A 22898-nucleotide genomic window follows, 5' to 3' on the forward strand; every position below is an offset into this window, starting at 1 on the left:
GCTTATATTTCTATATTACGGTAAATTTAAAATCTAGATTATTTTCTCAATCTCAGCAACCCCTTCCTTTTCTAACAGTTGATAGTGATCCGATATTAATTCAATTATTTTAGGAGACATTAATGAAACCACATCCGATTTTTCGATAAATGAATCATTATCTCTATTCGCCTTGAAAATAGTTATAGGTGCCTTTAGGTATCGGTAATAAAGCTCATCAACACTGTACTTGAAATCATAAGTCAAAGTCACAATCCTAACGATACGTTTTACTAATGATGGCTCCAAGTTTTTAAAACGACTACATATAAAGTTAATGAATGTCGTTTCACTATTCACCTGTTCTAAGCAAGTTTTAACCATTGGACTATTGATTGAACGAGAAAATACAGAAAAAAGTATTTGAACAAAAGCCGGATTAGTAAATTCAGCGCCTTTATCCGTATATTTCTCTTGCTTCATATGAAGATAGGGAGATCCCGGTGCCAATAAATTCAACGCGTTAACTTCTTCTCCCGCTTGTTCAAGCTGGTATGCAGCCTCAAATGCTACTCGAGCACCAAATGAATATCCCCATAATGTATATGGCCCTTCTGGTTGTATTTTCTTTATCTCTTTAATATCTTCCTCTGCCATTCTCTGGATAGAAGAAAATGGTATTTCACTCTCATTTATCCCATATGCCTGTATTCCATAAAATGCCCGGCCCGGGACAACTTTATTAGCAAGCAATCTCAAACTCATAGGATATCCGCCCAAACCCGGCCAACAATAAATGGGGTCCTTGCTTGCCTGATTCAATAAAATTAATCTTGATATTGTTTTAGAATCTGTTTGTTCAATCCACTTAGCCAATTCTGCTATATTAGGAGATTGAAAAAGTATCTGTAGCGGAAAGCGAATATTAAAGGTCGCATTGATTTTATTAACCATAGCAACAGCCATCAAAGAATTACCCCCACTTTCGAAAAAATCATCGTGAGCAGATACTGAATCCCATTTCAGTACTTCCATCCAAATTTTTCCAAGCCTTAATTCAGTATCTGTATGTAATGGCACCAATGGACGCTGTGTTGAAACATTTTCCACGGCTTTAGACTCTGATAAAGACTGATAATCTACTTTTCCATTGGCTGTCAAGGGTAATTTATCGAAAACTAATACCTTATTTGGAATCATATATTGAGGGAGTTGTTGATGAAGATCATCTTTAATGATCTCAACTGGCCCTTTCATATGAACAACATCTTCTTTCATGCCTTCACACATATATTGCACTTGGCTAATACCCCCACCTATGCAGAAATAAAATGCCGCCATAGGTTTATCAAGTGCATTGAGAATAGATCGCATCCTTTTCGCCGAAGGTAAATCGTTATTGCTCTCCGAACTGTAACCAGATGACATTAATCCAATATACAATGGATTACTTTGTAACGTATGTAACCGACGACCCAGTGTCATATAATAATGCCATTCAGGAACACAACGTGGAATAATTGACAAACCAAAACTGGAACGATCATAAACTTGCTGATTAATCGCGATAACATCTTTTTTCCGGACAATATCATCACTTATTCGTACAAATTCTCCGTTAGAAAAGTGATATAAACCACACGGCATCTCAGGTATTTTATTGGCATGTGTTTGTAAATAAATGTCAGTCTCAAATAGCGGCAATCCATTTTCATAGCTGCATATTTCAAATGCACCAAGATAATAATCCTGAATATCACCATCATACCACTCCGGACATTCATCTTGATATTCACTTTTACCAATACTCAAGCCAATTTCCGGTAATACGTCGTCAAAAAGACCCATCATATGACCCGCTTCCATTTCCAGAACTTCTTGTATATTGTTCTTATAAACGGGCTCAATGGCTTCATACTTGCCAATAAAATGCACTTTTATCGTTGGCTTTTGCCGACGACGCAATGCTGAAATCTTTATTAACTTATGTGTCACGGGATGATAATAGTAAATCCCTGCATCCAAACCGAGAACATTATGCAATTCAAAATACATTTGTGTCGCATAGAGAGCGCCCGGTGAAGCATAGGCATATTTGGGCAATAAACGTTGATCACTGGTAAACTGACCAAAATAACGCAACGCATAACCGAAATCTTTGAGGGTTAAATGACTCAGTGACAAAGAGTAAATTTCATTCGATTGAGTGGCTGTCAGCAATTTTTTTAGTTTCTCTACCGTTATTTCTGTTCCCTCAAAATAGCGATATGTCTTGCGCCCAAATGCATATTCTCTTTGTTTTATCTCCCCTTCTTGATAAGGAAGTAAGACTGTAGGACGATTTTCACACAATTCTTCACTTCGACAACCAGAATTAGAAAGTTGGGCTTTCACCTGTAGTTTATCGGCTTTTGATTTGTGATGTGAGCTACTATTACCTTGATCCATCAGCGCGGCTTCTTTCTCATCCAATTCCACACAGGCTATGAGATTTTGGAAACCCGTTCTGGCATCCTTCTTAATTAACATTGCCGCCGTCTTTATCCAGCTATGTTCTTCAATCGCATGACGTATTTCATCAAGCTCAATACGGTAACCTCGTAACTTGACCTGGCTATCAGCCCGACCAACAAAATAAGTATTACCATCAGCCCCTCTGGTCACCAGATCTCCCGTTCGATATAACCACTGATGTTGAGTTCCTGATACAAGGTGATTACAAATAAATTTATCTTTTGTCATTTCTGGTTTATGCAAATAGCCACGTGCTAACTGAACACCTGAAATATAAAGTTCACCAATTTCTCCAACCGCCACAGGTAATCTATCATCATCAAGAACGTAGTATTCTATATTATCTACAGGTGTACCAATTGAAATAGACGTTTGATAATTCGGCAAAGTCTCATTTGTCACCCGGAAATACGATGAATTAATCGTACATTCTGTTGGACCATATAAATTGATTAATTCACAGTGAGTAAAACTATTCAAAAATTGCGCGGCTAATTTGGTTGTCAGCGCTTCTCCCCCACTGAATACTTGAGTCAGTGATAAGCAATCCAAAAAATTAGGATTATCCAGTAACGCTTGTAGCAAAGTAGGAACACATTGCAAAGTCGTCACTTGGTGTTGAAGAATAGTTTTGATAATTGCATCCGGATCGCGATAGCATCCTAAAGGACCCATAATCACTTGACCACCTATTGCCGGTGCTAAAATTTCCCATTGAGCCGCATCAAAACTCATTGGTGTTTTCTGTAAAATCCGAGAATGAGATCCTAACCTGAACGTTTTTGCAAGAAATCTCATTTGATTTACAATACTGTGATGTTCAATCATGACTCCCTTTGGCTTACCCGTGCTACCAGAGGTATAAATAATATAAGCCAGACTGGTGGGTTTAGGAACTTGAACCGTACCCAGAATGTCTTCTATTGTTCGTGTTTTTATCGTCAGAGCGACATCTTCCGGTGTCATAATTAATACTGATTTTGGTGCAATGTCCTGTAACTGTGCTTTTAAATGCGATTGCGCAAAAATCACATCAATGCCAGAATCTTCTATCATATATTTGAGGCGTTCAGCTGGATAGTCAGGCGATAACGGTAAATAGGCTTTATCCGCTGATAAAATACCCCATGCACCACAAATTAAATCTATAGAAGGGTCGCAAAAAAGCCCAATACCCACCGAATTTTTTGAGCCAATTTCTGACAGACAATACCCAATCTCTTTTACTCTCAAATAGAAATCAGCGTAACTGAGCGATTCTTCTTTATCAATAACAGCATATCCATCTGCCTGGTGCTTAAGTTGACTCTCAAGCATATCCATCAATGTTATTGCTTCTTCTTCAAGATAAACATCAGTAATTGAGTCACATTGTGTAATATTATTTTCTAACATTTTCAATAACTTTATATAATAATAAAATGAATATCGCCGTAGTTAAAAATGAAATTTTATCTACGAAATTATAAGTGTCTTTTTACTCATGATTTATGGTTTATTTTTCACTAAAATCACTCAATCAATTAGTTTCAACAAAGACACATTCTTCTAGGCAAATGAATATCCCTACCAATTACTATAAGTAATCTGGCATTTGTATAAGACAATACCTTAAAGATTATCTAAAAAAATTAATTTATTAGACTATGAAATCAAAAAATTTAAATTGTGATTATTCAATAACTCCTGAAAAATAAAAAGAATACGACTATTCCTAGCAATTATTATTCAATCGGTGCTTCTTCGAAAGAAGGAGGAAGCAAAGGGGTACTTGTAAATTGATTTGCTGCTGCCCTATAAATGGTTAGATCATATTTTTTCCACAATTGATTCATGACATAAACCAGTTTCGGGTTATGTTCTTCTTCTTCCTCTAATGCCCTGGCAATAATATGCGACCACTCCTGTTCCCAGACAGGATAAGTTATTTCGTCTTGCCTGAATGAATAAGCCTGATTAAGTGCAGAAAATTTGGCAGGCTTCGATAAATCAGTTGTTGAAAACAGAATGCACAACATGCCAACCCAATAACATTTAATAATATTTTTACTTTCTTCAACAGGTAAACGTGAAGCGATATTTTTCATTGCAAACAATGAGGTAACCAAATGAAGAAACAGAAAATCACCGGGTTTAGCGAGATAAATCAATGTTACGACATAGAATAACTGAGCCCAACTTTCTTCTACATCTTGTGTCTCAATCCAAACCGGCAAACGATATATTTCTGGGTGTCCTTGCATTAAGATACGCGCAATACGATATTGAAGTCCCGATCTCTTTAATTCAGGATGTGTTAAATCAGTATCGGCCAGATCTTCATTATCAATCAACGAATTCACCCAATCGGTCAATTCTGCTTTTCTCCCCTCCCACAGCGTTGAAATTCTCAATATAGAATCAAAAGCGTTCTTATCGTTTAGCGAACTATCAATAAAAGCGCGCTCTGAATAACAAGGAACGTATGAGAATGCCATGTAAGCAAGCCCTTCAATAATCATCCAAGGATGATCAATATCCAATGCCCAACCTAAATGAATGGTACCGTGAGTTAATGCACCAGCCCACCCAGACAAAAGCGTCGGCATATATTCTTGCAATACCTGCTCAATCCCTTTCTTTTTAATCTCCTCTTCAAAATAATCACAGTAAGAAGAATAACTTGTTCGCTTACCCAAGAAATGTCTCCAGTTCGTACTATCTATCACATGCTTTAATGTTTTAGGGGGTTCCAGTCCCATACCATAAGGCGTCAATTTAGCATAATTATCATAATAGTCTTTAATTCTGCCAGCACTGATCCCTAAACCATGCAGCGCTATAACAGCCTGTTTAACGTGATTAGTAAGGTGACCGTTAAATTCAATATGATATGAACGATCATTAAGTAGTTTGTTAATCATTTTTTTACCTTATCGTTGATTCTATTCTTATTTTGACTCAGTTGTTTTTCTAGTTAGATAAATTCCCACTAATACAAACAGTACCCCAACAATCTTTGCCAATCCAGGAGTCATATCCTGATATAGCCAATCCAGCAGTACCGCTGATAACATTTGCCCTGCAATAACAAGGATAGCGGCATTCATCGCCCCTAGTTTAGGAAAAATATAGCTACTGACTGCCACAAACAGAGCGCCAAACACCCCACCCATATAAGCCGCTATTGGGATAGAGCCAAAATCCCATTCGTTCCATTGCCAGCTCGATAAAAGTGTCAATATCACTGTTAAGAGAAAAAAACCACCTATATGATTCCAAAGCGAAGCACCAAAAGAACCAATTGAGACACTTAACTGCCCATTAATCGTCCTTGTCGCCGCTATAAATATGCCATTTAAAAAGGCAATAAAAATCAAACTTAGCATTAGTTGCTTCCCCCAAACAGAATTAACATACTGCCAAATAGAACAAAGAAAATAATGTATAAATCTTGTATCACTATCTTTCTTTTTCTTGTTCTTAAAAGTCCAAAATGATCAGCAACCAAACCAAAAACTATTTGCCCAACTAATCCTAATGAAATTGTACTAGACAAGGGTAACCCACCATTAATTGCAACAGCCGCTAGCACAACAGTAAGCGCACCAGGAATACCACCAAGATAAAACCATATAGGAATATTCGATTTCCTATGTTTCTTTTCATCTATTTCTTTCCTAGAAAAGAATTTAGCCACAATAATAAACAATATCAAAGCAACAAGCGCGCCAATACCATGAGCTACCCATGATGCAAAAAAGGGTGTTGTACTTTCCGACAGTATGCTATTGGTGTAAATCATCAACGTCAGTAGACTTCCACCAATAACTGCCAATAAGATATTTCTTATTGTATTAATCACTTAAGTATATTCTCCTCAATAATATGGAGTACGTCATCAAAACAATCAGCAATCCAGGTTGGCCTAGCTTCTTCCAACATACCGATACTATGTATACCATATGTCACTGCTATTGATCGCATGCCAGCTGCACTTGCCATATAAATATCGTGAGTGGTATCACCTACCATAACAGCCATCTCTGGTACAGCACCGTAATATTCCAAAATTTTCCTTCCTGATTCTGGATCAGGTTTAGGTTTTGAAACGTGATCAGCACCAATTACCCTGTCAAACACAGCGTCTATTCCCGCAGCCTTAAGTAATGCTGTCGCACTTGCGGTAAATTTGCTGGTCGCTACAGATAATTTTATTCCCTTTTTATTTAAAGAGATTAATCCATCTTCAACACCAGGAAATAACAATTCCTTTGCTTTCGGTAGAATACATCGACGATACTGTAATTGATATTGTTCAACAGCTTTAGAGATTAACGCCTCTTCAGGCGATATATTTAAGAGCGTTGCAAATGCTTTCTCTAAAGGAAGACCAATTGTAGTACAGATGTTTTCATTTCCTACTAATGGAATGTTTAATCCCTTAAAAACAGCATTGAATGTTTCCACTATTGCTCGAGAAGTATCAAACAATGTACCGTCTAAATCGAAAATGATTATTTTATTCATTAAAAAATACCTTTAAAAAATTATTAATTATAAAAATAATGACTAAAATAATTTAATAACCTGGAGACTTAATCAACAAATTTTCTTTAAATTTAATTTCAGAAAAATAAACCTCTTCATTCCATTTAGCCTTTTCGATCGGCTCTAATGAAATGGAAATAACATCCTCTTTACAACCAAACACTTTTTTTACCACCTTCGTCAATTCTAAAGATAAGATATCTTTATCTTCTTGTGGGAGATTGGCAGGAAAATGTTTTATATTAATATGTGGCATATGTCATCCTTTCAGATCTAAAAGATAATTAATCTATTTTTGTTATATCGCATTCACGATGGTTTATACGTTCCAAAATATCGATCACCAAAATCACCTATGCCAGGATTCATAAAAGCATCTTTATTAAGCCCATTCTCAATTGAAGAAGTAATCAGTTGAATTTTAGGATATGATGTCATGATTCTATTAAGACCAACAGGAGAAGAAAGAAAATTAACAACAATAATATTATCTTCCGGTACTCCTCTTTCTTTTAATAAATCGATAGCCTTAGCTAATGATCCTCCCGTCGCCAACATAGGCTCAAAAAGTAAAATAGTTCTCTCTGCAATATCATCAGGTAAGTTCGAATAATAATAATGAGGAAGTTTTGTCAATTTATCTCTTTGAATAAGAATTTTTCCCGTTGGGGAATCAGGATACATTCTTCGATACTCGCCCTCTATACTTTCTCCCGCACGTATTACCGACACACCACAAAGCTTAGTATTTAAAATCGCTCCATTATAAATATCCCCAATTGGGGTTTGAATATTATGAGAGATATAGGGTAGCAACTCAGATGCTGCCTCTAATAATAAACGAATGATCCGATCAGAATAAAATACAAATTCCGATTGTTCGGCTTTACGATTACGCGCTTTTGTATGCAAAGAAGTCAAATACTGACTTTTCGGCAAAACATGCACGTTTTTATAATTATCCATTATAACTCCAACTAATATTTATAGGTAAATGTTATTCAGTTGTGTTTGATCTCAAATAAACCCGCGACCATCAACGTGTCTATTGAGAACATCCACATATCGATTAAAAGATAAACTCTCATATCCATTCTCTTAATGCAATAGGCCGAATCTACAGAATATTTTATATACTACTACTTTATTATTTAAATAGTTGTATTTAGCAATAAAATCAAAAATAGGCTCTTAAATTCAAGCCATGTTTTCAGATTTGTCTTATTCCTCTATAAACCTTTATATGGAGCCATAATCTGACTTATCAGAAAAATAAAAAATAGATGGATTTTAAAAGATAATTGCTATGGAGAACGGAAAAATAGGTATTGAATACAGTCTTGCTATGGCAATGACCGAACATCAACTTTACGCAATGTAATAATTTCTTATAGTCAATATATTAAGATAGTACATTATTTCCCGAATAAATCGCAGAAAACTATTATAGCTCTTACCAGAATCATCAAGAGATGCTAAAGTTGAGCTATATCAATATTTCTAATGAGCATACCATATGATCCAGGAAAAACGTGTCATTCGTCGAATCCAGTCTGGTGGTTGTGCGATCCACTGCCAGGATTGCAGCATTAGCCAGCTGTGCATCCCTTTCACCCTGAATGAGCACGAGCTTGACCAGCTCGATAATATCATTGAGCGTAAGAAACCTATCCAGAAAGGGCAAACTTTGTTTAAAGCAGGAGATGAGTTGAAATCTCTTTATGCTATCCGTTCTGGAACCATTAAAAGTTATACCATCACTGAAGAAGGTGATGAACAAATTACAGGTTTCCATCTCGCGGGGGATTTAGTGGGTTTTGACGCCATCCTCAATACTCAGCATCCAAGTTTCGCTCAGGCCCTGGAAACGTCGATGGTTTGTGAAATTCCGTTTGAAACACTGGATGACCTGTCCGGTAAAATGCCTAATCTTCGCCAGCAAATGATGCGTCTGATGAGCGGGGAAATTAAAGGCGACCAAGAAATGATATTGTTGCTGTCTAAGAAAAACGCGGAAGAGCGATTAGCTGCATTTGTCTATAATCTCTCCCGTCGTTTCGCTCAACGTGGTTTCTCACCAAGAGAATTCCGTTTAACCATGACTCGCAGTGATATTGGTAATTACCTTGGTCTGACTGTTGAAACCATTAGTCGTCTGCTTGGACGCTTCCAGAACAATAATACTCTCGGCGTAAAAGGCAAATACATCACTATTGAAGATATGGATAAACTGGCCGACTTAGTCGGGAAAAAATCTGTTTCAGTTACCTGATCTTAAAACCAGATCATTTTAATTTTTTGATCTGGTTCTCCTCTGACCTGTTCGGTTTGCCTATATTGGTTTATCTTTAGTATTGAAGCGTATTTTGTCTAGCCTCTATGAGGGTACTATTATGGCAAACTATCAAAACCTTTTAGTTGCAATTGATCCAAGTCAGGACGATCAGCCGGCATTAAGACGTGCAGTTTATATAGTGCAACGTAGTGGTGGCCGGATTAAAGCTTTTTTACCTATTTATGATCTCTCCTATGAAATGACAACCTTGCTCTCCCCTGAAGAAGCCAGTGCTATGCGCAAAGGTGTTACCAGCCAGCGCACCGCCTGGCTTAAACAACAAGCGCACTACTATCTGAAAGCCGGTATTGATATTGAAATAAAAGTGGTATGGCACAATCGGCCTTATGAAGCCATTATCCAGGAGGTCATTACGGGTGAACACGATTTGCTTCTGAAAATGACACATAAGCATGACAAGCTGGGGTCCTTGATTTTCACCCCGCTTGACTGGCAGTTACTACGCAAATGCCCGTGCCCAGTATGGATGGTAAAAGATCAGATATGGCCGGATCAGGGCTCTATTCTGGTTGCGGTTAATTTATCTAATGAAGAATCGTACCATTATGAACTGAACCTAAAACTGGTCAGAGAAACCCAGGAACTGGCACGCCAGATAATGCCAGATCCCGAAATTCATTTGGTCAGCGCTTATCCTGTCGCACCGCTGAATATTGCTATTGAACTACCTGATTTCGACCCAAGCGTTTATAACCATGCACTGCGTGGTCAACATCTTATCTCAATGAAAGAACTTCGCCAGAAATTCTGCATTGATGAGAAATACACTCATATCCATGAAGGGTTACCGGAGAATGTTATTCCTGAAATGTGTGATGAGATGAACGCGGGTATTGTCGTTTTTGGTATCTTGGGCAGAACAGGGTTGTCTGCTGCTTTTTTGGGAAACACCGCAGAACATGTGATCGACCATCTAAAATGTGACCTTCTGGCTATCAAACCTGACGGTTTCGCATATCCTGTCAAAGCGGCTAAAGAGTCACAGTAACAAAATGATAAGTATCCATTTGGTGTTAAAACCCGGAGCAGATTTTATGTCCCGGGTTTTATTGATATAAAGTTTTAACGCCAGATAAACGGTTCAGGCAGTGTAACGCCAAGGATCTCCTCGCGTGCTATACGCCAGAAAAGACGAATACCCGCTTTAACTTGATGAGTTTCTTTTCCCAACACTTTGAAGATTAGACCGCATTGATTAGGTAAACGACTGGCACCACTGGCTATGCCGGTTTCAGCATCGTATTGAGGCGTGATACGCGCCAGAATACGATCATGGTGAACCGGAGGTGTTAGTAAGATCACGTTACCAAACACATGAAATGGCCCCATCACCCCGACACTGTTCAACGGTTGTTTTTTAGGCTCAAGTACATAACGCTCAACAAATAATATTTTGTTATCGAAATCCGTTGCCGTAATTCGTGATGAGTAAACGTCAAATTTAAACCCCTGATCAGCTGGATGGTATTTGCGGCCAGACATAATTATCTCGGAATAAATTAACGTGGCAGTTGGGTGAATGGTTATCTGGGTATCAGTGATAAACCGGGAGCCACTATGAGGTATCACCGGATCGGGCATCATTTCCAAATAGCCTCCCTGCTCTATCTGGATAGTTTGCGCCTGTGCTGCATAGTTATGCACCATTGAATGAATCTTCGTCGCCGATTGAGTGGTGGCATGGCCAAACGCATCTTGAGCAACATGAATGTCAAGCGCCAGCCGGTCCCCTTGCAATATGCATCCCGATGTGGAGATCATAAATACACACGGCATCTGCGGCAGCGCCTCATCCCAATACAGCGCCCGTTGTACCAAATAGGAACCCGGCGTTCCATGCGGGCCAGAATACTGCGGTCACCACGCCGGGCAAACCCCAATCGCAGATAGCCGCTTTTACCTATATCACCGCTTGCCATCTGGGGAGGTTCATCCTGAAACAGGGCAAGTTCCGGCGCGTTGAAACCAAGCTCATTAACCCGTTTATGTGCTTCACCAATGATTCTCTGCGAGCAGGTAGAGGTCATTGTGTCGCCTGTAACGAGTGCGTAAATAAGAAATCACGCATGATCATATTTACCAGCGTTTCAACGCCTTCACCCGTTTTGCAGTTGGTGAGGATATAAGGACGCTGGCCACGCACGACCTGAGTATCACTCTCCATCACCGCCAGACTGGCACCGACATAAGGTGCCAAATCGATTTTATTGATCACCAGAATATCCGCCTGTACCAATCCAGGCCCGTTCTTACGCGGAATTTTTTCCCCGTCAGCCACATCAATCACATAAATGTAAAAGTCCGCCAATGCCGGGCTAAAAGTGAGTGTCAAATTATCCCCACCACTTTCAATTAACACGACATCTGTATCAGGAAAACGAGCTTCCATTTCCTCGACCGCGGAAATATTCATACTGGGATCTTCGCGCACCGCAGTGTGTGGACAAGCGCCGGTTTCCACCCCGAGTATCTTCTCCTCATCCAAAATGCCTTTTAGTGTCCGTTTGACCTGTTTCGCATCCTCAGTGGTAACAATATCATTGGTGATAATCAGGGGTTTTATTCCGCGCTGAATTAAAATAGGCGTGATCACTTCAATAACAGCTGTCTTGCCTGAACCTACCGGGCCACCAATACCAATTCGGGTAATTTTTTTCACAGAAATCTCCTCACACGATTAAGACGTGGTTGTTAATTACTGAACAACCGGGTAAACGCACCGACATGCAGTGCAGCCAATACATCGGTCACCGGTGTATAGGATGTCATCTGCTCAACGCCCCCCTTTTCCGCCTCATCACAAAACAGTTCAATATCCTGATTCAATGAGAACAAGATACGTTGAATTTCAATATGGGTAATGCGCATCAGACGTATAGCGGCACTGAGTATCGTCATTGCCACACCATATTGATGCATGACAATAACTTCACGCGGGGCAGCACCTAATGCACTCATGACAATAGCCAGGGTAATCGGATAAGTACCTGCGGCAATATCGCTCTTTATTTGCGCCAGCCACCATGCAATCAACGACTCACCAGTTACCTCAACTGCCATTTCCGCTAACTTTTTCCCCATCCGCGTCACCATAGTGCGACTTTCTTCATTCAACTTACGGTTAAATACGGCCCAATCATGGGAGATAACAGCGTCACGCTGTCCACTATTCAATGCTTGACAAGCAGCAGCTACCGCCCGTCCATCACCGCTAACCGCTTGTAACAACGCCGTCCGGGTAAAATCGCTTAACGTTGTCACGTCATGCACGATTTTACTCTGAATAGCTGATTCCAGGCCGTTTGAGAAAGAAAACGCGCCAACAGGCAACACGGAATCAGCAAACTGCATGATTCTGATTAAGCGCAGCGCATTCATTTTAATTTGATCACATGCTGGTTCAGAAACGTGTTATCAACATGAACATGTGTCGCGGAATCCTCTGCGCCACCAAATAATAAGCGTGCCTCGGAATTGTTGAGGTAAGGCAAGATCTCTTCGCCCTTGACAAAGGAATAAGGCAACGCATGAAAACCATGCGTTTTCATTACCGAATCCATCACCTTGGTTGATACTGTCAGCGGAATATAGATCTGGTTATTTTTAATTACTGACTTCCAATGCTGGTTACCTAAAGCATGACCAAGTTCAAAACTGGTTTTCATTACTGTCTCTGAATCTAACGACAATAATGACTTCAAATGAATCACCATCACATCACGCAAGCTCATCTGCACAATAACGGCCAGCCTTTTAGTTTCATCCCATAGCAAAATATCGCCGTCCGACAATACTTGATTGCGGTCAAGAGAAATCCCCAAATCCAACCCGTTAAGCGTGGATTTGCGGCAACGGCTTTTTTGCGCTTCCCATTGCGAAAGTACTAAGATATCCGGCGAGATGCCTTGCAAGCGATCTCGCCAAGAAGCATCTTTTTTGGCATTACCAAGAATCTGTTCAATAACAATCATAAAATAAATCCTCTGAACGCATGGATCGGTTAATCCGGTCAGAAAACGATTCTCTGACCGGACAGCAAAAAATATATCAACTAAAGAAATAGCGCTGATTGAGCGCTACTGTCCTGACGGGCTTTACCGTGGCATATTCACCATTCACCTTGACGGCAAAGGTTTCGGCATCCACTTCAATGGTTGGTGTTTCAGCATTACGCACCATCTCTTTCTTGGAGATAGCCCGGCAGTTGCGCACCGCCATAACCTGGCGCTCCAAACCCAGTTTCTCTTTCACTCCTTGTTCCATCGCCGCCTGGGAGACAAAAGTCACACAGGTTTCCTGAAGGGTTTTACCGAATGCGCCAAACATCGGACGATAAAATGTCGGCTGTGGTGTCGGCAATGAGGCATTCGGATCACCCATCACCGCCCAGTTAATCATACCGCCTTTGATGACCAGTTTAGGTTTTGCGCCAAAGAAACGTGGCTCCCACAACACAAGATCAGCCATTTTTCCCACTTCAACCGAGCCCAGAACATGGCTTATCCCCTGCGCAATCGCCGGGTTAATCGTAATTTTAGCGACATAACGTAAGACACGGAAATTATCGTTATGTGTCGCGTCTTCCGGCAACTTGCCCCGCGCGGCTTTCATGGCGTGGGCCGTTTGCATCACCCGCAGCCAGTTTTCGCCTACCCGCCCCATGGCCTGGGAGTCACTGGAAAACATCGACAATACGCCCATATCGTGTAAAACATTTTCCGCGGCAATGGTCTCCGGGCGTACACGGCTTTCCGAAAATGCAACATCAGCCGGTACCTTGGGATTAAGGTTATGGCAAACCATAATCATATCAAACAGCTCCGCCTGGCTATTGATACCGTAAGGCAACGTGGGATTGGTTGAACTGGGCAACACATTCATCTGGCTGGCAACTTTGATGATATCCGGCGCATGTCCGCCACCAGCGCCTTCGGTATGGAAAGTATGAATGGTACGACCTTCGAAAGCGTCGATGGTATCTTCGACATAACCACCTTCATTTAAACTGTCGGTATGGACCGCTACCTGGATATCCATTTCATCCGCTACACGTAAGGCATGACGCAATGCAGAATTGGTTGCACCCCAGTCTTCATGTACTTTCAGCCCGGCAACACCCGCTTTGATCTGTTCTACCAGCGGCATAGCCACCGCAGCATGGCCTTTTCCCAAAATACCGACGTTAACCGGTAAACCTTCAAAAGCACGCAACATACGATGAATATGCCAAGGACCGGCGGTAACAGTAGTGCCGTTAGTTCCGTCAGTGGGACCAACACCCCCGCCAAAGAAAGTCGTCACACCATTGGACAAAGCATGTTCAGCCTGTTGGGGAGAGATAAAATGAATATGGGTATCAATGCCGGCCGCTGTGAGGATAAGATGTTCACCGGATATCGCATCAGTACTGACACCAACCACCATGCCAGGTGTAACGCCATTCATCATACTAGGGTTACCGCTTTTACCTATCCCGACAATGCGCCCCTCTTTTATGCCGACATCGGCTTTAATGACGCCTTGACGTGCATCCAAAATAGTGACATTGGTGATCACCAAATCCAATACGTTTTCACTGGTCATACGGTTATCGGCACCCATACCATCACGCAGCGATTTACCTCCGCCATAGACCGATTCATCACCATAACCACGCAGATCTTTCTCAATTTCAATAAACAGATTGGTATCAGCCAGGCGAATCTTATCACCGAGAGTCGGACCAAAAAGACCGACATATTCCTGCCGGGAAATGGTTGGCATAGTTTATTCCTTTGTTCGAAAAGTTTTCCGATGTTCGTCAACTCTACCTTGAATTTATTTGATGGTTTTATCACCCCAGTTTTATTACCCGGCGTGCAGCCAGGTCTTTTCTACATACTCATCAGCGGCAACCGGGATTTTACCTACCCAACCATCGACTAAATTATTAAATCCATAAACGTTTTGTTTCCCACCAACAGGGATTAATGACACCTCAATTTCATCACCGGGTTCAAAACGGATTGCGGTTGTTGAAGTGATATTGAGTCGTTTGCCGAACGCAGCCGCACGATTAAATTGCAGGGCTTTATTCACCTCAAAAAAATGGAAATGAGATCCCACCTGGATAGGGCGATCACCTGAATTACGGATCCTTAATTGAATAGCCGGACAATCTTCATTAAAGGATATCGGGCCTTCAGCAAGAATATATCCCCCCAACGGAGTAATATCTTCTTTATTATTTTCTTTCATCGGAAAATCTCCACGTCAATACGTGAGCCAAGACTATAAATTAATATTTTGTCCAGATAACTTTTCCTGCTATTTATAATTTGTTTCAGCAATTATTGGATGGGATCATGCACAGTCACCAAACGACTGCCATCCGTAAATATGGCTTCAACCTGCACATGTGGAATGAGATCAGCGACACCATCCATCACATCTTCTTTAGTCAGAACGTGCCTTGAATCATCCATGACTTCTTCCAGCGTTTTCCCCTCTCTGGCCCCTTCCAGAGCAGCCGCGGTAATAATAGCGACGGCTTCAGGGTAATTGAGTTTTAAGCCGCGGGACTTACGCTTTAATGCGACATCAGCCAGTGTATATACCATGAGTTTCTCAATTTCCCTTGGCGTTAATTGCATAAAACCCCCTAATAATTGGTTATTCCATACGGTTGCACTGTCATGTCAATAAGCTATAACTTAATATGCTGTTCCCAACAAACTTTATTCAAAACTTGCTCTTTTACCAATTTAAATATTGGAAAATATATCTTTTGGTAGAAAAGTTTTGACACCAGAATGATAATATGTCAATTAAGTTACTCCCCTTACAATAGGTTAGTCCTCTTACCTTTTATTTAAGTTTATCTAAGTTAATATTACAAGTTAATTAGTATTATGATTTAGCAAAAGACCGTACATTATTGCGTACAGAGGATGCTTACCGTTTTTGTTTTTCAGAAATCATCCGCAAGCGGGTTTAACACTGACAGGTTTCTTATATGAATAAAAAACACGCACTTTCTCTTCTTGTTGTTCTGATTGCCGCCAACATACTTGCCTGGGTTTGGGCATTTATCGCTTTCCGCCATCACGCAGTCATGATGGGAGCGGCTCTGTTGGCTTACGGTTATGGGCTACGCCATGCGGTCGATGCCGATCACATCGCGGCAATTGATAACGTCACCCGTAAACTGATGCAACAGGGTAAATCTCCTATTGCCGTCGGCGCTTTCTTTTCTCTGGGACACTCTAGCATTGTCATTCTGGCCTGCCTGGCGATTGTCCTGACTTCAATGGCGTTTAAAGATCAAATGGGTTGGGTTCATGACTATGGCGGCATTGTTGGTACCTTGGTTTCTGCTTGCTTTCTGTTGGTGATAGCGCTGATTAATTTACTGATATTGAAAAGCGTTTATCAGAAGTTTCAGGAGATCAAACGTGGAAGAGCGCTGGCGAACAGTGATTTAACTGTGCTGGAAACAACACCGGGAGGAGTAATGACCCGCTTGTTTCACTCGGTCTTCCGACTGGTAAACAAAAGCTGGCATATGTATCTGGTCGGTTTCCTGTTTGGATTGGGTTTTGATACCGCGACCGAAGTTGGGCTGTTGAGTATATCTGCCGCTGGATCTCTCAGTGGGCTGCCTTTATGGTCGTTGATGGTGTTCCCGGCGCTATTTGCCAGCGGTATGGCGCTAATCGACTCACTGGATAATTTTGTGATGGTGGGAGCCTATGGTTGGGCTTTTTCCCAACCAACACGCAAGCTCTACTACAACATGACCATTACCGCCGCTTCCGTTGCCGTAGCGCTATTCATTGGTGGGCTGGAAGCACTTGGGCTGATCGCTGAACAGTGGAATTTACATGGCGTTTTCTGGAACACCATCGGGACATTAAACGACAACATGGGCAATGTCGGTTTTTGGGTCGTCGGGATTTTTATTCTATTCTGGACATTATCAGTGATGAATTATCGCTGGCAGGGATACCACACATTGGAAATTAAGTAGTAAAAACAGCCTACTTAGATAGAGAGAAAATCTGATTACTCAGGTTTATGAGTACTAACGAACCATCTTTGCACTTTTCATAAATACGCTATATCATCTATATAATGAATATACGCAAAATACGAGTTCAAGCAGATACAATACGGAGGCTACATGATTACTAAATCACAAGACAAATCGAAGAATGTCAGCTTTAGCTTTCTTTCAATGGATACCACTGAGCTATCAAACAACAATAATGATATCGACAAACATATCAATTTGTCTGAGATTCCTTCTGATGAGGCAGATCAATATGTTGTCGTGAAATTGCCAAGAGCAATTGATTATTATGATGTTAAGCTGGCAATAGCTAGTGCAGTAACTGCTGTCACTACATTCAATAAGCACAAACAGCTGTCTTTTGTGACTAAACCGTCAGAAATTGAATTTACTTCCCGTAATGAAGCACGTCTTGAAAAATTAAAAAATCAGATTCTTACTGACTCAAAGTGGCTGACTGCAAGTGAACTCAGTAAATTAGCCGGGTCTAAATCGGTGAATTCCAGCGCTGCGGCAAATCGGCTAAAAAAGTCAAAAAAAATATTTGCATTGCCAATTAATGGCAAAGACCTATTCCCGCTGTATGCTCTAGACGAAGGCGGCCAGCCATTGCCAGTGATAAAAAAAATCATTGAGCTGTTTGGGAACAAAAAGACGCCTTGGTCAATAGCCATTTGGTTCGGTACACCGAATGGCTGGCTTAGTAATAAAAAGCCAAAAGACCTTTTATTAACCCAACTTGATGATGTTTATATGGCAGCTAGAGAAGAAATTAAAGGACCGCGTCATGGCTGATGATAAAAAAGGACTTCAAGAAAATATACCGCTTCCTCCAGAAAATACCGTAGCTAAAACCAAAAAATGGAAAGCGGGTACACCTATTGAACGTATTCATAGAACTAAGTTCAAAGGAGCTGAATTTAATCCTGGTGTTGGCAATGCTCGCTTTAGTCCGTTCAAAAATAATGGAATTTTTGTTCCAACAATCTATGGTGGTGAAAACATAGGAGTAGCTATTATGGAGACGATTTTACACGATATTCCATTAAACTGCTCCGGACTACCCGTTTGTTCTGTCTCTTAATCAGGATATGACTAAGAGACAGTAACCCAATCGGGATTTGTAAGTTATAGCGATAAGGAATTACAGGGCACGAAGGATCGCTTCGACACTTGCTTTCGCATCACCAAACAGCATTTGGCTATTATCTTTAAAGAACAGCGGGTTTTGTACGCCAGCGTAACCTGTGTTCATAGAGCGTTTAAACACAACAACATTCTGTGCTTTCCAGACTTCCAGGACTGGCATACCCGCAATTGGGCTGTTTGGATCTTCCTGCGCCGCAGGGTTAACGGTGTCGTTGGCTCCAATAACCAGTACGGTATCGGTATCAGAAAAATCATCATTGATTTCATCCATTTCCAGAACTACGTCATAAGGAACTTTGGCTTCCGCCAACAGCACGTTCATATGCCCAGGCAAACGTCCTGCAACCGGATGGATACCAAAACGAACCTTAACTCCTTTTTCACGCAGTTTGGCCGTAATGTCATGTACCGGATATTGCGCCTGTGCAACAGCCATACCATATCCCGGCGTGATGATAACAGACGCTGAGTTTTTCAATAGTTCAGCAACGTCTTCCGCTGTGGCTTCGCGGTATTCCCCCATATCCTGATCATCACCGGTCGAGGAACCATCAGTCCCAAACCCGCCGGCAATTACACTGATAAAAGAACGGTTCATTGCCTTACACATGATGTAAGAGAGAATCGCCCCCGAAGAGCCGACCAACGCACCGGTTACAATCAGCAAGTCATTACTCAGCATGAATCCAGCAGCTGCGGCAGCCCAACCCGAATAGGAGTTCAACATCGAAACCACCACCGGCATATCCGCGCCACCGATAGAAGCAACCAAATGCCAGCCAAACATCAATGCGATTGCTGTCATAATCAACAATGTGAACACCTGTAGGCCGGTACTTTCCGTTTTCACAAAGGTCATTAACAGGACAAAGGAGATAACCAGCGCCGCAAGGTTTAATTTATGCCGATTCGGCAACATCAACGGCTTAGAAGAAATCTTTCCGCACAATTTACCAAATGCCACTACAGAACCGGTAAAGGTGACTGCGCCGATGAAAACACCCAGGAATACTTCTGTCAGATGGATATTTTCCATCACAGGTTCCGCGAAACTATCGTGAGCAATAAAGCTGTTAAAACCGACCAGCACCGCGGCCAAACCGACAAAACTGTGCAATATGGCAACCAATTCTGGCATTTCAGTCATTTCAACTTTGTTTGCCAGACGAATACCAATAACCGCACCAATCACCATCGCCAGAATAACCCAGACAACATTTCCAGTATCAGGCCCGAAGATAGTCGCAATCAATGCGATTGCCATCCCGGTGACACCCAAGATATTCCCGCGTTTGGCGCTTTCGTGACGAGATAAACCCGCAAGGCTGAAAATAAATAAGATGGCAGCAACAATATATGCCGCTATAACGACTCCACTCGACATCAATTACCCCTTAGTCCTTACGAAACATTTTCAGCATACGTTGAGTGACAGTAAAGCCACCGAAGATATTAATGCTGGCAATTAAAATAGCGATAAATGAGAAGAAGCTTACCCATCCACCATCACCAATTTGCAATAACGCCCCAACAACGATAATTCCCGAAATGGCGTTAGTTACTGACATTAGCGGTGTATGTAGCGCATGGCTGACATTCCAGACCACGTAGTAACCCACCACACAAGCCAATGCAAAAACAGTAAAGTGAGATAAAAACGCTTTTGGCGCGACATTGGCTAACCCGCCGAACAAAATAACAGCCAGTGCCAGCAAGCCATATTTCAACCAGGGTGAAACAGGTTTAGTCTCTGGCTTTTCAGCTTTGACTGGTGCCGGTTTTGCTGTCTGTTGAGCAGAAACTTGAATTGGCGGCGCTGGCCAGGTCACTTCTCCCTCTTTTACGACGGTCACGCCACGAATAACAACATCATCAAAATCAATATTGATTTCGCCATTTTTCTCTTTGCACAATAGCTTGAGCAGATTAACCAAATTAGTCCCGTACAGTTGTGAAGATTGCGTTGGTAAACGGCTTGGTAAATCAGTGTAACCGATAATCTTCACGCTATTTTCTGTCACAACTAATTTGTCTGCTTGCGTTAATTCACAGTTACCCCCCGTCTGAGCTGCCAGGTCAACAATCACGCTGCCCGGTTTCATTGATTCAACCATCTCTTTGGTGATAAGACGTGGTGCTGGTTTCCCCGGAATAAGCGCCGTTGTCACAATAATGTCAACTTCTTTCGCCTGTGCCGCAAAAAGCGCCATCTCAGCCTTAATAAAGGCTTCAGACATAACTTTTGCATATCCGTCACCACTGCCGGCCTCTTCTGCAAAATCCAGCTCGAGAAACTCCGCCCCCATGCTCTGAACCTGCTCTTTAACTTCAGGCCGGGTATCAAACGCACGGACAATAGCGCCTAAACTACCCGCTGTACCCACAGCAGCCAGGCCAGCAACACCGGCACCAATAATCATCACTTTGGCTGGTGGAACCTTACCTGCGGCGGTAATCTGACCAGTAAAGAAACGACCAAATTCATGAGCAGCTTCTACTATCGCCCGGTAACCCGCGATATTCGCCATAGAGCTCAGTGCATCCAGCGACTGTGCACGGGAAATACGCGGTACTGAATCCATAGCCAATACAGTGACTTTACGGTCTGATAATTTCTGCATTAACTCAGAGTTTTGTGCCGGCCAGACAAAACTAACCAACGTACTCCCTCCCTTCATTAACGCAATCTCGTCATCCTCAGGAGCATTAACCTTCAGAATGATATCTGAACCCCAGATATCATTACGATCGGTAATTTCAGCTCCGACCTGTTGGTAAGCACTATCCCCAAAGCTGGCCAGATGCCCTGCTCCACTCTCAACAACGACATTGAATCCCAATTTTAACAGTTGTTCCACAGTACTCGGCGTGGCTGCAACCCGTGCTTCATTGGCAAGTCGCTCTCTCGGTACACCAATACGCATAATGTTCCCTTCCTAAAGCTTAAGATTAATGATGATTATTACTTGCTGAGGCCAGTTTAGCGATTAAATTAACTTTATTACTGCTATCAGCAAAATCTATCAACGAATATTTTGATAACCAGCCGAAAATATTATTGGTGATCCATCACTAATGAGTAAGCAAAATAGCTAAGTAGTATTACCGGTTCGCACTTTTCAGTGCCAGTTACTATGATGTCGATAAAAACATGATGTCGATAAAAACGCGATGTTGATGAAAACTTATGGTGCCATTTCTATGAACTTGTATTCATTCATACTGATAGCATAAATTCGTGGGACATTAGCTATTATTACATGTAATAATTGTCGGCTATGTGATACACAACGATGTTCAGCAAGTTATAAGTAATTAATGCGCAAGGCGAAAGGATTTTTTATGAAGCTGAAAACAACGATCATCGCAGCCGCGGTGCTTTCATTAACTAGTATTACTGCTGCTCAGGCAGCTCAGGAATTATCCCCGGAAAAAGCAGCGGAACTGAAACCATTTAAACGTATTACGGTTACAGGTCCTTTTAATGCTATTTATGAAGCTGCCGACGCCGTTTCCCGTCGGGCAGATAAAATGGGTGCAGATGGATTTTATATCCAAAGCCTTGATGATCTGAATAATAGTGGCAACCTGCGCGTCGTAGCTGATCTGTATCACAAAGATGCAGAGAAAATTGACAATTCAATTAAATATCGTATGTTCCGCGGTATCAAAGAATTACCCAAAACAGAAGCTATAACATTGGAACCATTCGATACGGTAACCGTCAGTGGTCTTTACACCAATGAGCCAGATTTAAATGAAGCCATCGCAAAAGAAGCCAAGAAAAAAGGTGCAGCTTCTTTTTTTATTGTCCGTCAGGTTTCAACCAACGATGGTGGTAATCAAACCGTTACTGCTTATGTTTACAAAGATGATGCGCCAAAACGCCAAATTCAGGCTAACGAAGCAGTAATCCCTGCTGATTCGGACGCAGGACGCGCGGCATTAGCAGCAGGTGGCACAGCAGCTAAGAAAGTAGAAATTCCTGGTTTAGCCTCTTCAACGTCAACCAATAGTTCTATTGGCCGCTTCTTTGAAACACAATATTCTAAAGGCGAGCGTTACACTGTCACACTTCCTGATGGTACGAAAATCCAAGAATTAAATAAAATCAGTGCTGCCCAGATGGTACCTTTTGATTCCATCACCTTTTCAGGTTACTACAACAGCATGCCTGATGTTGCCTATGAAGTTGCTAAACGCGCAGCGGCTAAAGGTGCTAAGTATTACCATATCACTCGCGAATGGCAATCCAGAGGCGGCTCTTCTACTATCAGTGCAGACCTGTTCAAATAACCTGTTAAATTTAAGAAAAAGGCA

21 protein-coding genes and 1 pseudogene are annotated in these 22898 nt (G+C 41.5%); 6 read left to right on the forward strand and 16 right to left on the reverse strand.

The features are described from left to right. Window positions 1–33: 33 nt before the first annotated feature. The 7 genes from ACGF7G_RS02220 to upp all read right to left on the reverse strand — a co-directional run bounded on the left by ACGF7G_RS02220 (window position 34) and on the right by upp (window position 7989). Window positions 34–3888, reverse strand: a complete 3855-nt coding sequence (locus ACGF7G_RS02220) for an amino acid adenylation domain-containing protein (RefSeq protein WP_387463255.1) — start codon at window positions 3886–3888, stop codon at window positions 34–36. 329 nt (window positions 3889–4217) lie between these two features. Beyond that, window positions 4218–5396, reverse strand: a complete 1179-nt coding sequence (locus tag ACGF7G_RS02225; RefSeq protein WP_387463257.1) for a questin oxidase family protein — start codon at window positions 5394–5396, stop codon at window positions 4218–4220. Window positions 5397–5423: 27 nt separating this feature from the next. After that, a complete protein-coding gene (locus ACGF7G_RS02230; RefSeq protein ID WP_387463259.1) occupies window positions 5424–5861 on the reverse strand; it encodes a DMT family transporter in 438 nt (145 codons plus the stop codon). Next, window positions 5861–6337, reverse strand: coding sequence for a DMT family transporter (locus ACGF7G_RS02235; RefSeq protein ID WP_387463261.1), 477 nt, complete (start codon window positions 6335–6337; stop codon window positions 5861–5863). Before ACGF7G_RS02235 ends, ACGF7G_RS02230 begins: the two co-directional genes overlap by 1 nt. Further along, a complete protein-coding gene (locus ACGF7G_RS02240; RefSeq protein WP_387463263.1) occupies window positions 6334–7002 on the reverse strand; it encodes an HAD family hydrolase in 669 nt (222 codons plus the stop codon). The genes ACGF7G_RS02235 and ACGF7G_RS02240 overlap by 4 nt, the downstream gene beginning before the upstream one ends. A gap of 52 nt (window positions 7003–7054) precedes the next feature. Beyond that, window positions 7055–7279 (reverse strand): tautomerase PptA, encoded by a 225-nt coding sequence (pptA, locus tag ACGF7G_RS02245; RefSeq protein ID WP_387463265.1) that lies wholly within the window; start codon window positions 7277–7279, stop codon window positions 7055–7057. Window positions 7280–7332: 53 nt separating this feature from the next. After that, entirely contained in the window at window positions 7333–7989 is a 657-nt protein-coding gene (gene upp, locus ACGF7G_RS02250; protein WP_387463267.1) for a uracil phosphoribosyltransferase, read from the reverse strand. A 550-nt stretch (window positions 7990–8539) separates the two neighbouring features. Between upp and ACGF7G_RS02255 the strand changes: the two genes are divergently transcribed. Next, entirely contained in the window at window positions 8540–9295 is a 756-nt protein-coding gene (locus ACGF7G_RS02255) for an FNR family transcription factor (RefSeq protein WP_387463269.1), read from the forward strand. A 121-nt stretch (window positions 9296–9416) separates the two neighbouring features. Further along, window positions 9417–10367: a universal stress protein UspE gene (gene uspE, locus ACGF7G_RS02260; RefSeq protein ID WP_387463271.1), complete on the forward strand. Its 951-nt coding sequence runs from the start codon at window positions 9417–9419 to the stop codon at window positions 10365–10367. 74 nt (window positions 10368–10441) lie between these two features. On the opposite strand, the pseudogene ACGF7G_RS02265 reads toward uspE, so the two are convergent. From ACGF7G_RS02265 to ACGF7G_RS02295, 7 genes and pseudogenes are all read right to left on the reverse strand, one after another. Continuing rightward, window positions 10442–11406, reverse strand: a pseudogene (locus ACGF7G_RS02265) (urease accessory protein UreD). Beyond that, the gene (gene ureG / locus ACGF7G_RS02270) at window positions 11403–12038 is read right to left on the reverse strand and encodes an urease accessory protein UreG (RefSeq protein WP_036847376.1); all 636 of its coding nucleotides are present in this window, start codon (window positions 12036–12038) and stop codon (window positions 11403–11405) included. The pseudogene ACGF7G_RS02265 and the gene ureG overlap by 4 nt, the downstream one beginning before the upstream one ends. A 32-nt stretch (window positions 12039–12070) precedes the next feature. Beyond that, on the reverse strand, window positions 12071–12757 hold the full coding sequence (locus tag ACGF7G_RS02275; RefSeq protein ID WP_387463273.1) for an urease accessory protein UreF: 687 nt from the start codon (window positions 12755–12757) through the stop codon (window positions 12071–12073). Then, window positions 12754–13350, reverse strand: coding sequence for an urease accessory protein UreE (gene ureE / locus ACGF7G_RS02280; RefSeq protein ID WP_387463274.1), 597 nt, complete (start codon window positions 13348–13350; stop codon window positions 12754–12756). The genes ACGF7G_RS02275 and ureE overlap by 4 nt, the downstream gene beginning before the upstream one ends. A 76-nt stretch (window positions 13351–13426) precedes the next feature. Then, on the reverse strand, window positions 13427–15142 hold the full coding sequence (locus tag ACGF7G_RS02285) for an urease subunit alpha (protein WP_387463275.1): 1716 nt from the start codon (window positions 15140–15142) through the stop codon (window positions 13427–13429). Window positions 15143–15226: 84 nt separating this feature from the next. Next, complete coding sequence (locus ACGF7G_RS02290; protein ID WP_133813100.1) at window positions 15227–15616, reverse strand: urease subunit beta; 390 nt, start codon at window positions 15614–15616, stop codon at window positions 15227–15229. A 92-nt stretch (window positions 15617–15708) separates the two neighbouring features. Beyond that, window positions 15709–16011 carry an urease subunit gamma gene (locus ACGF7G_RS02295; RefSeq protein WP_011146425.1) on the reverse strand — a complete coding sequence of 101 codons (303 nt, stop codon included), beginning with the start codon at window positions 16009–16011 and terminating at the stop codon, window positions 15709–15711. A 362-nt stretch (window positions 16012–16373) separates the two neighbouring features. Between ACGF7G_RS02295 and ACGF7G_RS02300 the strand changes: the two genes are divergently transcribed. From ACGF7G_RS02300 to ACGF7G_RS02310, 3 genes are all read left to right on the forward strand, one after another. Then, window positions 16374–17387 (forward strand): HoxN/HupN/NixA family nickel/cobalt transporter, encoded by a 1014-nt coding sequence (locus ACGF7G_RS02300; protein WP_387463276.1) that lies wholly within the window; start codon window positions 16374–16376, stop codon window positions 17385–17387. Between the two features lie 153 nt (window positions 17388–17540). Then, a complete protein-coding gene (locus ACGF7G_RS02305; RefSeq protein ID WP_387463278.1) occupies window positions 17541–18224 on the forward strand; it encodes a DUF2384 domain-containing protein in 684 nt (227 codons plus the stop codon). Beyond that, window positions 18217–18513: an RES family NAD+ phosphorylase gene (locus ACGF7G_RS02310; protein ID WP_387463280.1), complete on the forward strand. Its 297-nt coding sequence runs from the start codon at window positions 18217–18219 to the stop codon at window positions 18511–18513. Before ACGF7G_RS02305 ends, ACGF7G_RS02310 begins: the two co-directional genes overlap by 8 nt. A 60-nt stretch (window positions 18514–18573) precedes the next feature. Here ACGF7G_RS02310 and pntB read toward each other — a convergent pair whose 3' ends face one another. After that, window positions 18574–19962, reverse strand: coding sequence for a Re/Si-specific NAD(P)(+) transhydrogenase subunit beta (gene pntB / locus ACGF7G_RS02315; protein ID WP_387463283.1), 1389 nt, complete (start codon window positions 19960–19962; stop codon window positions 18574–18576). A 10-nt stretch (window positions 19963–19972) separates the two neighbouring features. Next, a complete protein-coding gene (gene pntA, locus ACGF7G_RS02320; protein ID WP_387463285.1) occupies window positions 19973–21502 on the reverse strand; it encodes a Re/Si-specific NAD(P)(+) transhydrogenase subunit alpha in 1530 nt (509 codons plus the stop codon). Window positions 21503–21920: 418 nt separating this feature from the next. On the opposite strand from pntA, the gene ydgH reads away from it, so the two are divergent. Next, entirely contained in the window at window positions 21921–22874 is a 954-nt protein-coding gene (gene ydgH, locus ACGF7G_RS02325) for a DUF1471 family protein YdgH (protein WP_387463287.1), read from the forward strand. The last annotated feature ends 24 nt before the right edge of the window (window positions 22875–22898 follow it).

Source organism: Photorhabdus sp. RM323S (genome assembly GCF_042879375.1).
GTDB lineage: Bacteria > Pseudomonadota > Gammaproteobacteria > Enterobacterales > Enterobacteriaceae > Photorhabdus > Photorhabdus tasmaniensis.

Coding starts and splice junctions, on each gene's coding strand:
- ACGF7G_RS02220 (WP_387463255.1), bottom strand. CDS start 3,888: ATGTTAGAAAATAATATTACACAATGTGACTCAATTACTGATGTTTAT.
- ACGF7G_RS02300 (WP_387463276.1), top strand. CDS start 16,374: ATGAATAAAAAACACGCACTTTCTCTTCTTGTTGTTCTGATTGCCGCC.
- ACGF7G_RS02275 (WP_387463273.1), bottom strand. CDS start 12,757: ATGAATGCGCTGCGCTTAATCAGAATCATGCAGTTTGCTGATTCCGTG.
- ureE (WP_387463274.1), bottom strand. CDS start 13,350: ATGATTGTTATTGAACAGATTCTTGGTAATGCCAAAAAAGATGCTTCT.
- ACGF7G_RS02295 (WP_011146425.1), bottom strand. CDS start 16,011: ATGCAATTAACGCCAAGGGAAATTGAGAAACTCATGGTATATACACTG.
- uspE (WP_387463271.1), top strand. CDS start 9,417: ATGGCAAACTATCAAAACCTTTTAGTTGCAATTGATCCAAGTCAGGAC.
- pntA (WP_387463285.1), bottom strand. CDS start 21,502: ATGCGTATTGGTGTACCGAGAGAGCGACTTGCCAATGAAGCACGGGTT.
- ACGF7G_RS02225 (WP_387463257.1), bottom strand. CDS start 5,396: ATGATTAACAAACTACTTAATGATCGTTCATATCATATTGAATTTAAC.
- ACGF7G_RS02310 (WP_387463280.1), top strand. CDS start 18,217: ATGGCTGATGATAAAAAAGGACTTCAAGAAAATATACCGCTTCCTCCA.
- ACGF7G_RS02255 (WP_387463269.1), top strand. CDS start 8,540: ATGATCCAGGAAAAACGTGTCATTCGTCGAATCCAGTCTGGTGGTTGT.
- pntB (WP_387463283.1), bottom strand. CDS start 19,962: ATGTCGAGTGGAGTCGTTATAGCGGCATATATTGTTGCTGCCATCTTA.
- ACGF7G_RS02305 (WP_387463278.1), top strand. CDS start 17,541: ATGATTACTAAATCACAAGACAAATCGAAGAATGTCAGCTTTAGCTTT.
- ACGF7G_RS02290 (WP_133813100.1), bottom strand. CDS start 15,616: ATGAAAGAAAATAATAAAGAAGATATTACTCCGTTGGGGGGATATATT.
- ACGF7G_RS02285 (WP_387463275.1), bottom strand. CDS start 15,142: ATGCCAACCATTTCCCGGCAGGAATATGTCGGTCTTTTTGGTCCGACT.
- pptA (WP_387463265.1), bottom strand. CDS start 7,279: ATGCCACATATTAATATAAAACATTTTCCTGCCAATCTCCCACAAGAA.
- ACGF7G_RS02230 (WP_387463259.1), bottom strand. CDS start 5,861: ATGCTAAGTTTGATTTTTATTGCCTTTTTAAATGGCATATTTATAGCG.
- upp (WP_387463267.1), bottom strand. CDS start 7,989: ATGGATAATTATAAAAACGTGCATGTTTTGCCGAAAAGTCAGTATTTG.
- ACGF7G_RS02240 (WP_387463263.1), bottom strand. CDS start 7,002: ATGAATAAAATAATCATTTTCGATTTAGACGGTACATTGTTTGATACT.
- ydgH (WP_387463287.1), top strand. CDS start 21,921: ATGAAGCTGAAAACAACGATCATCGCAGCCGCGGTGCTTTCATTAACT.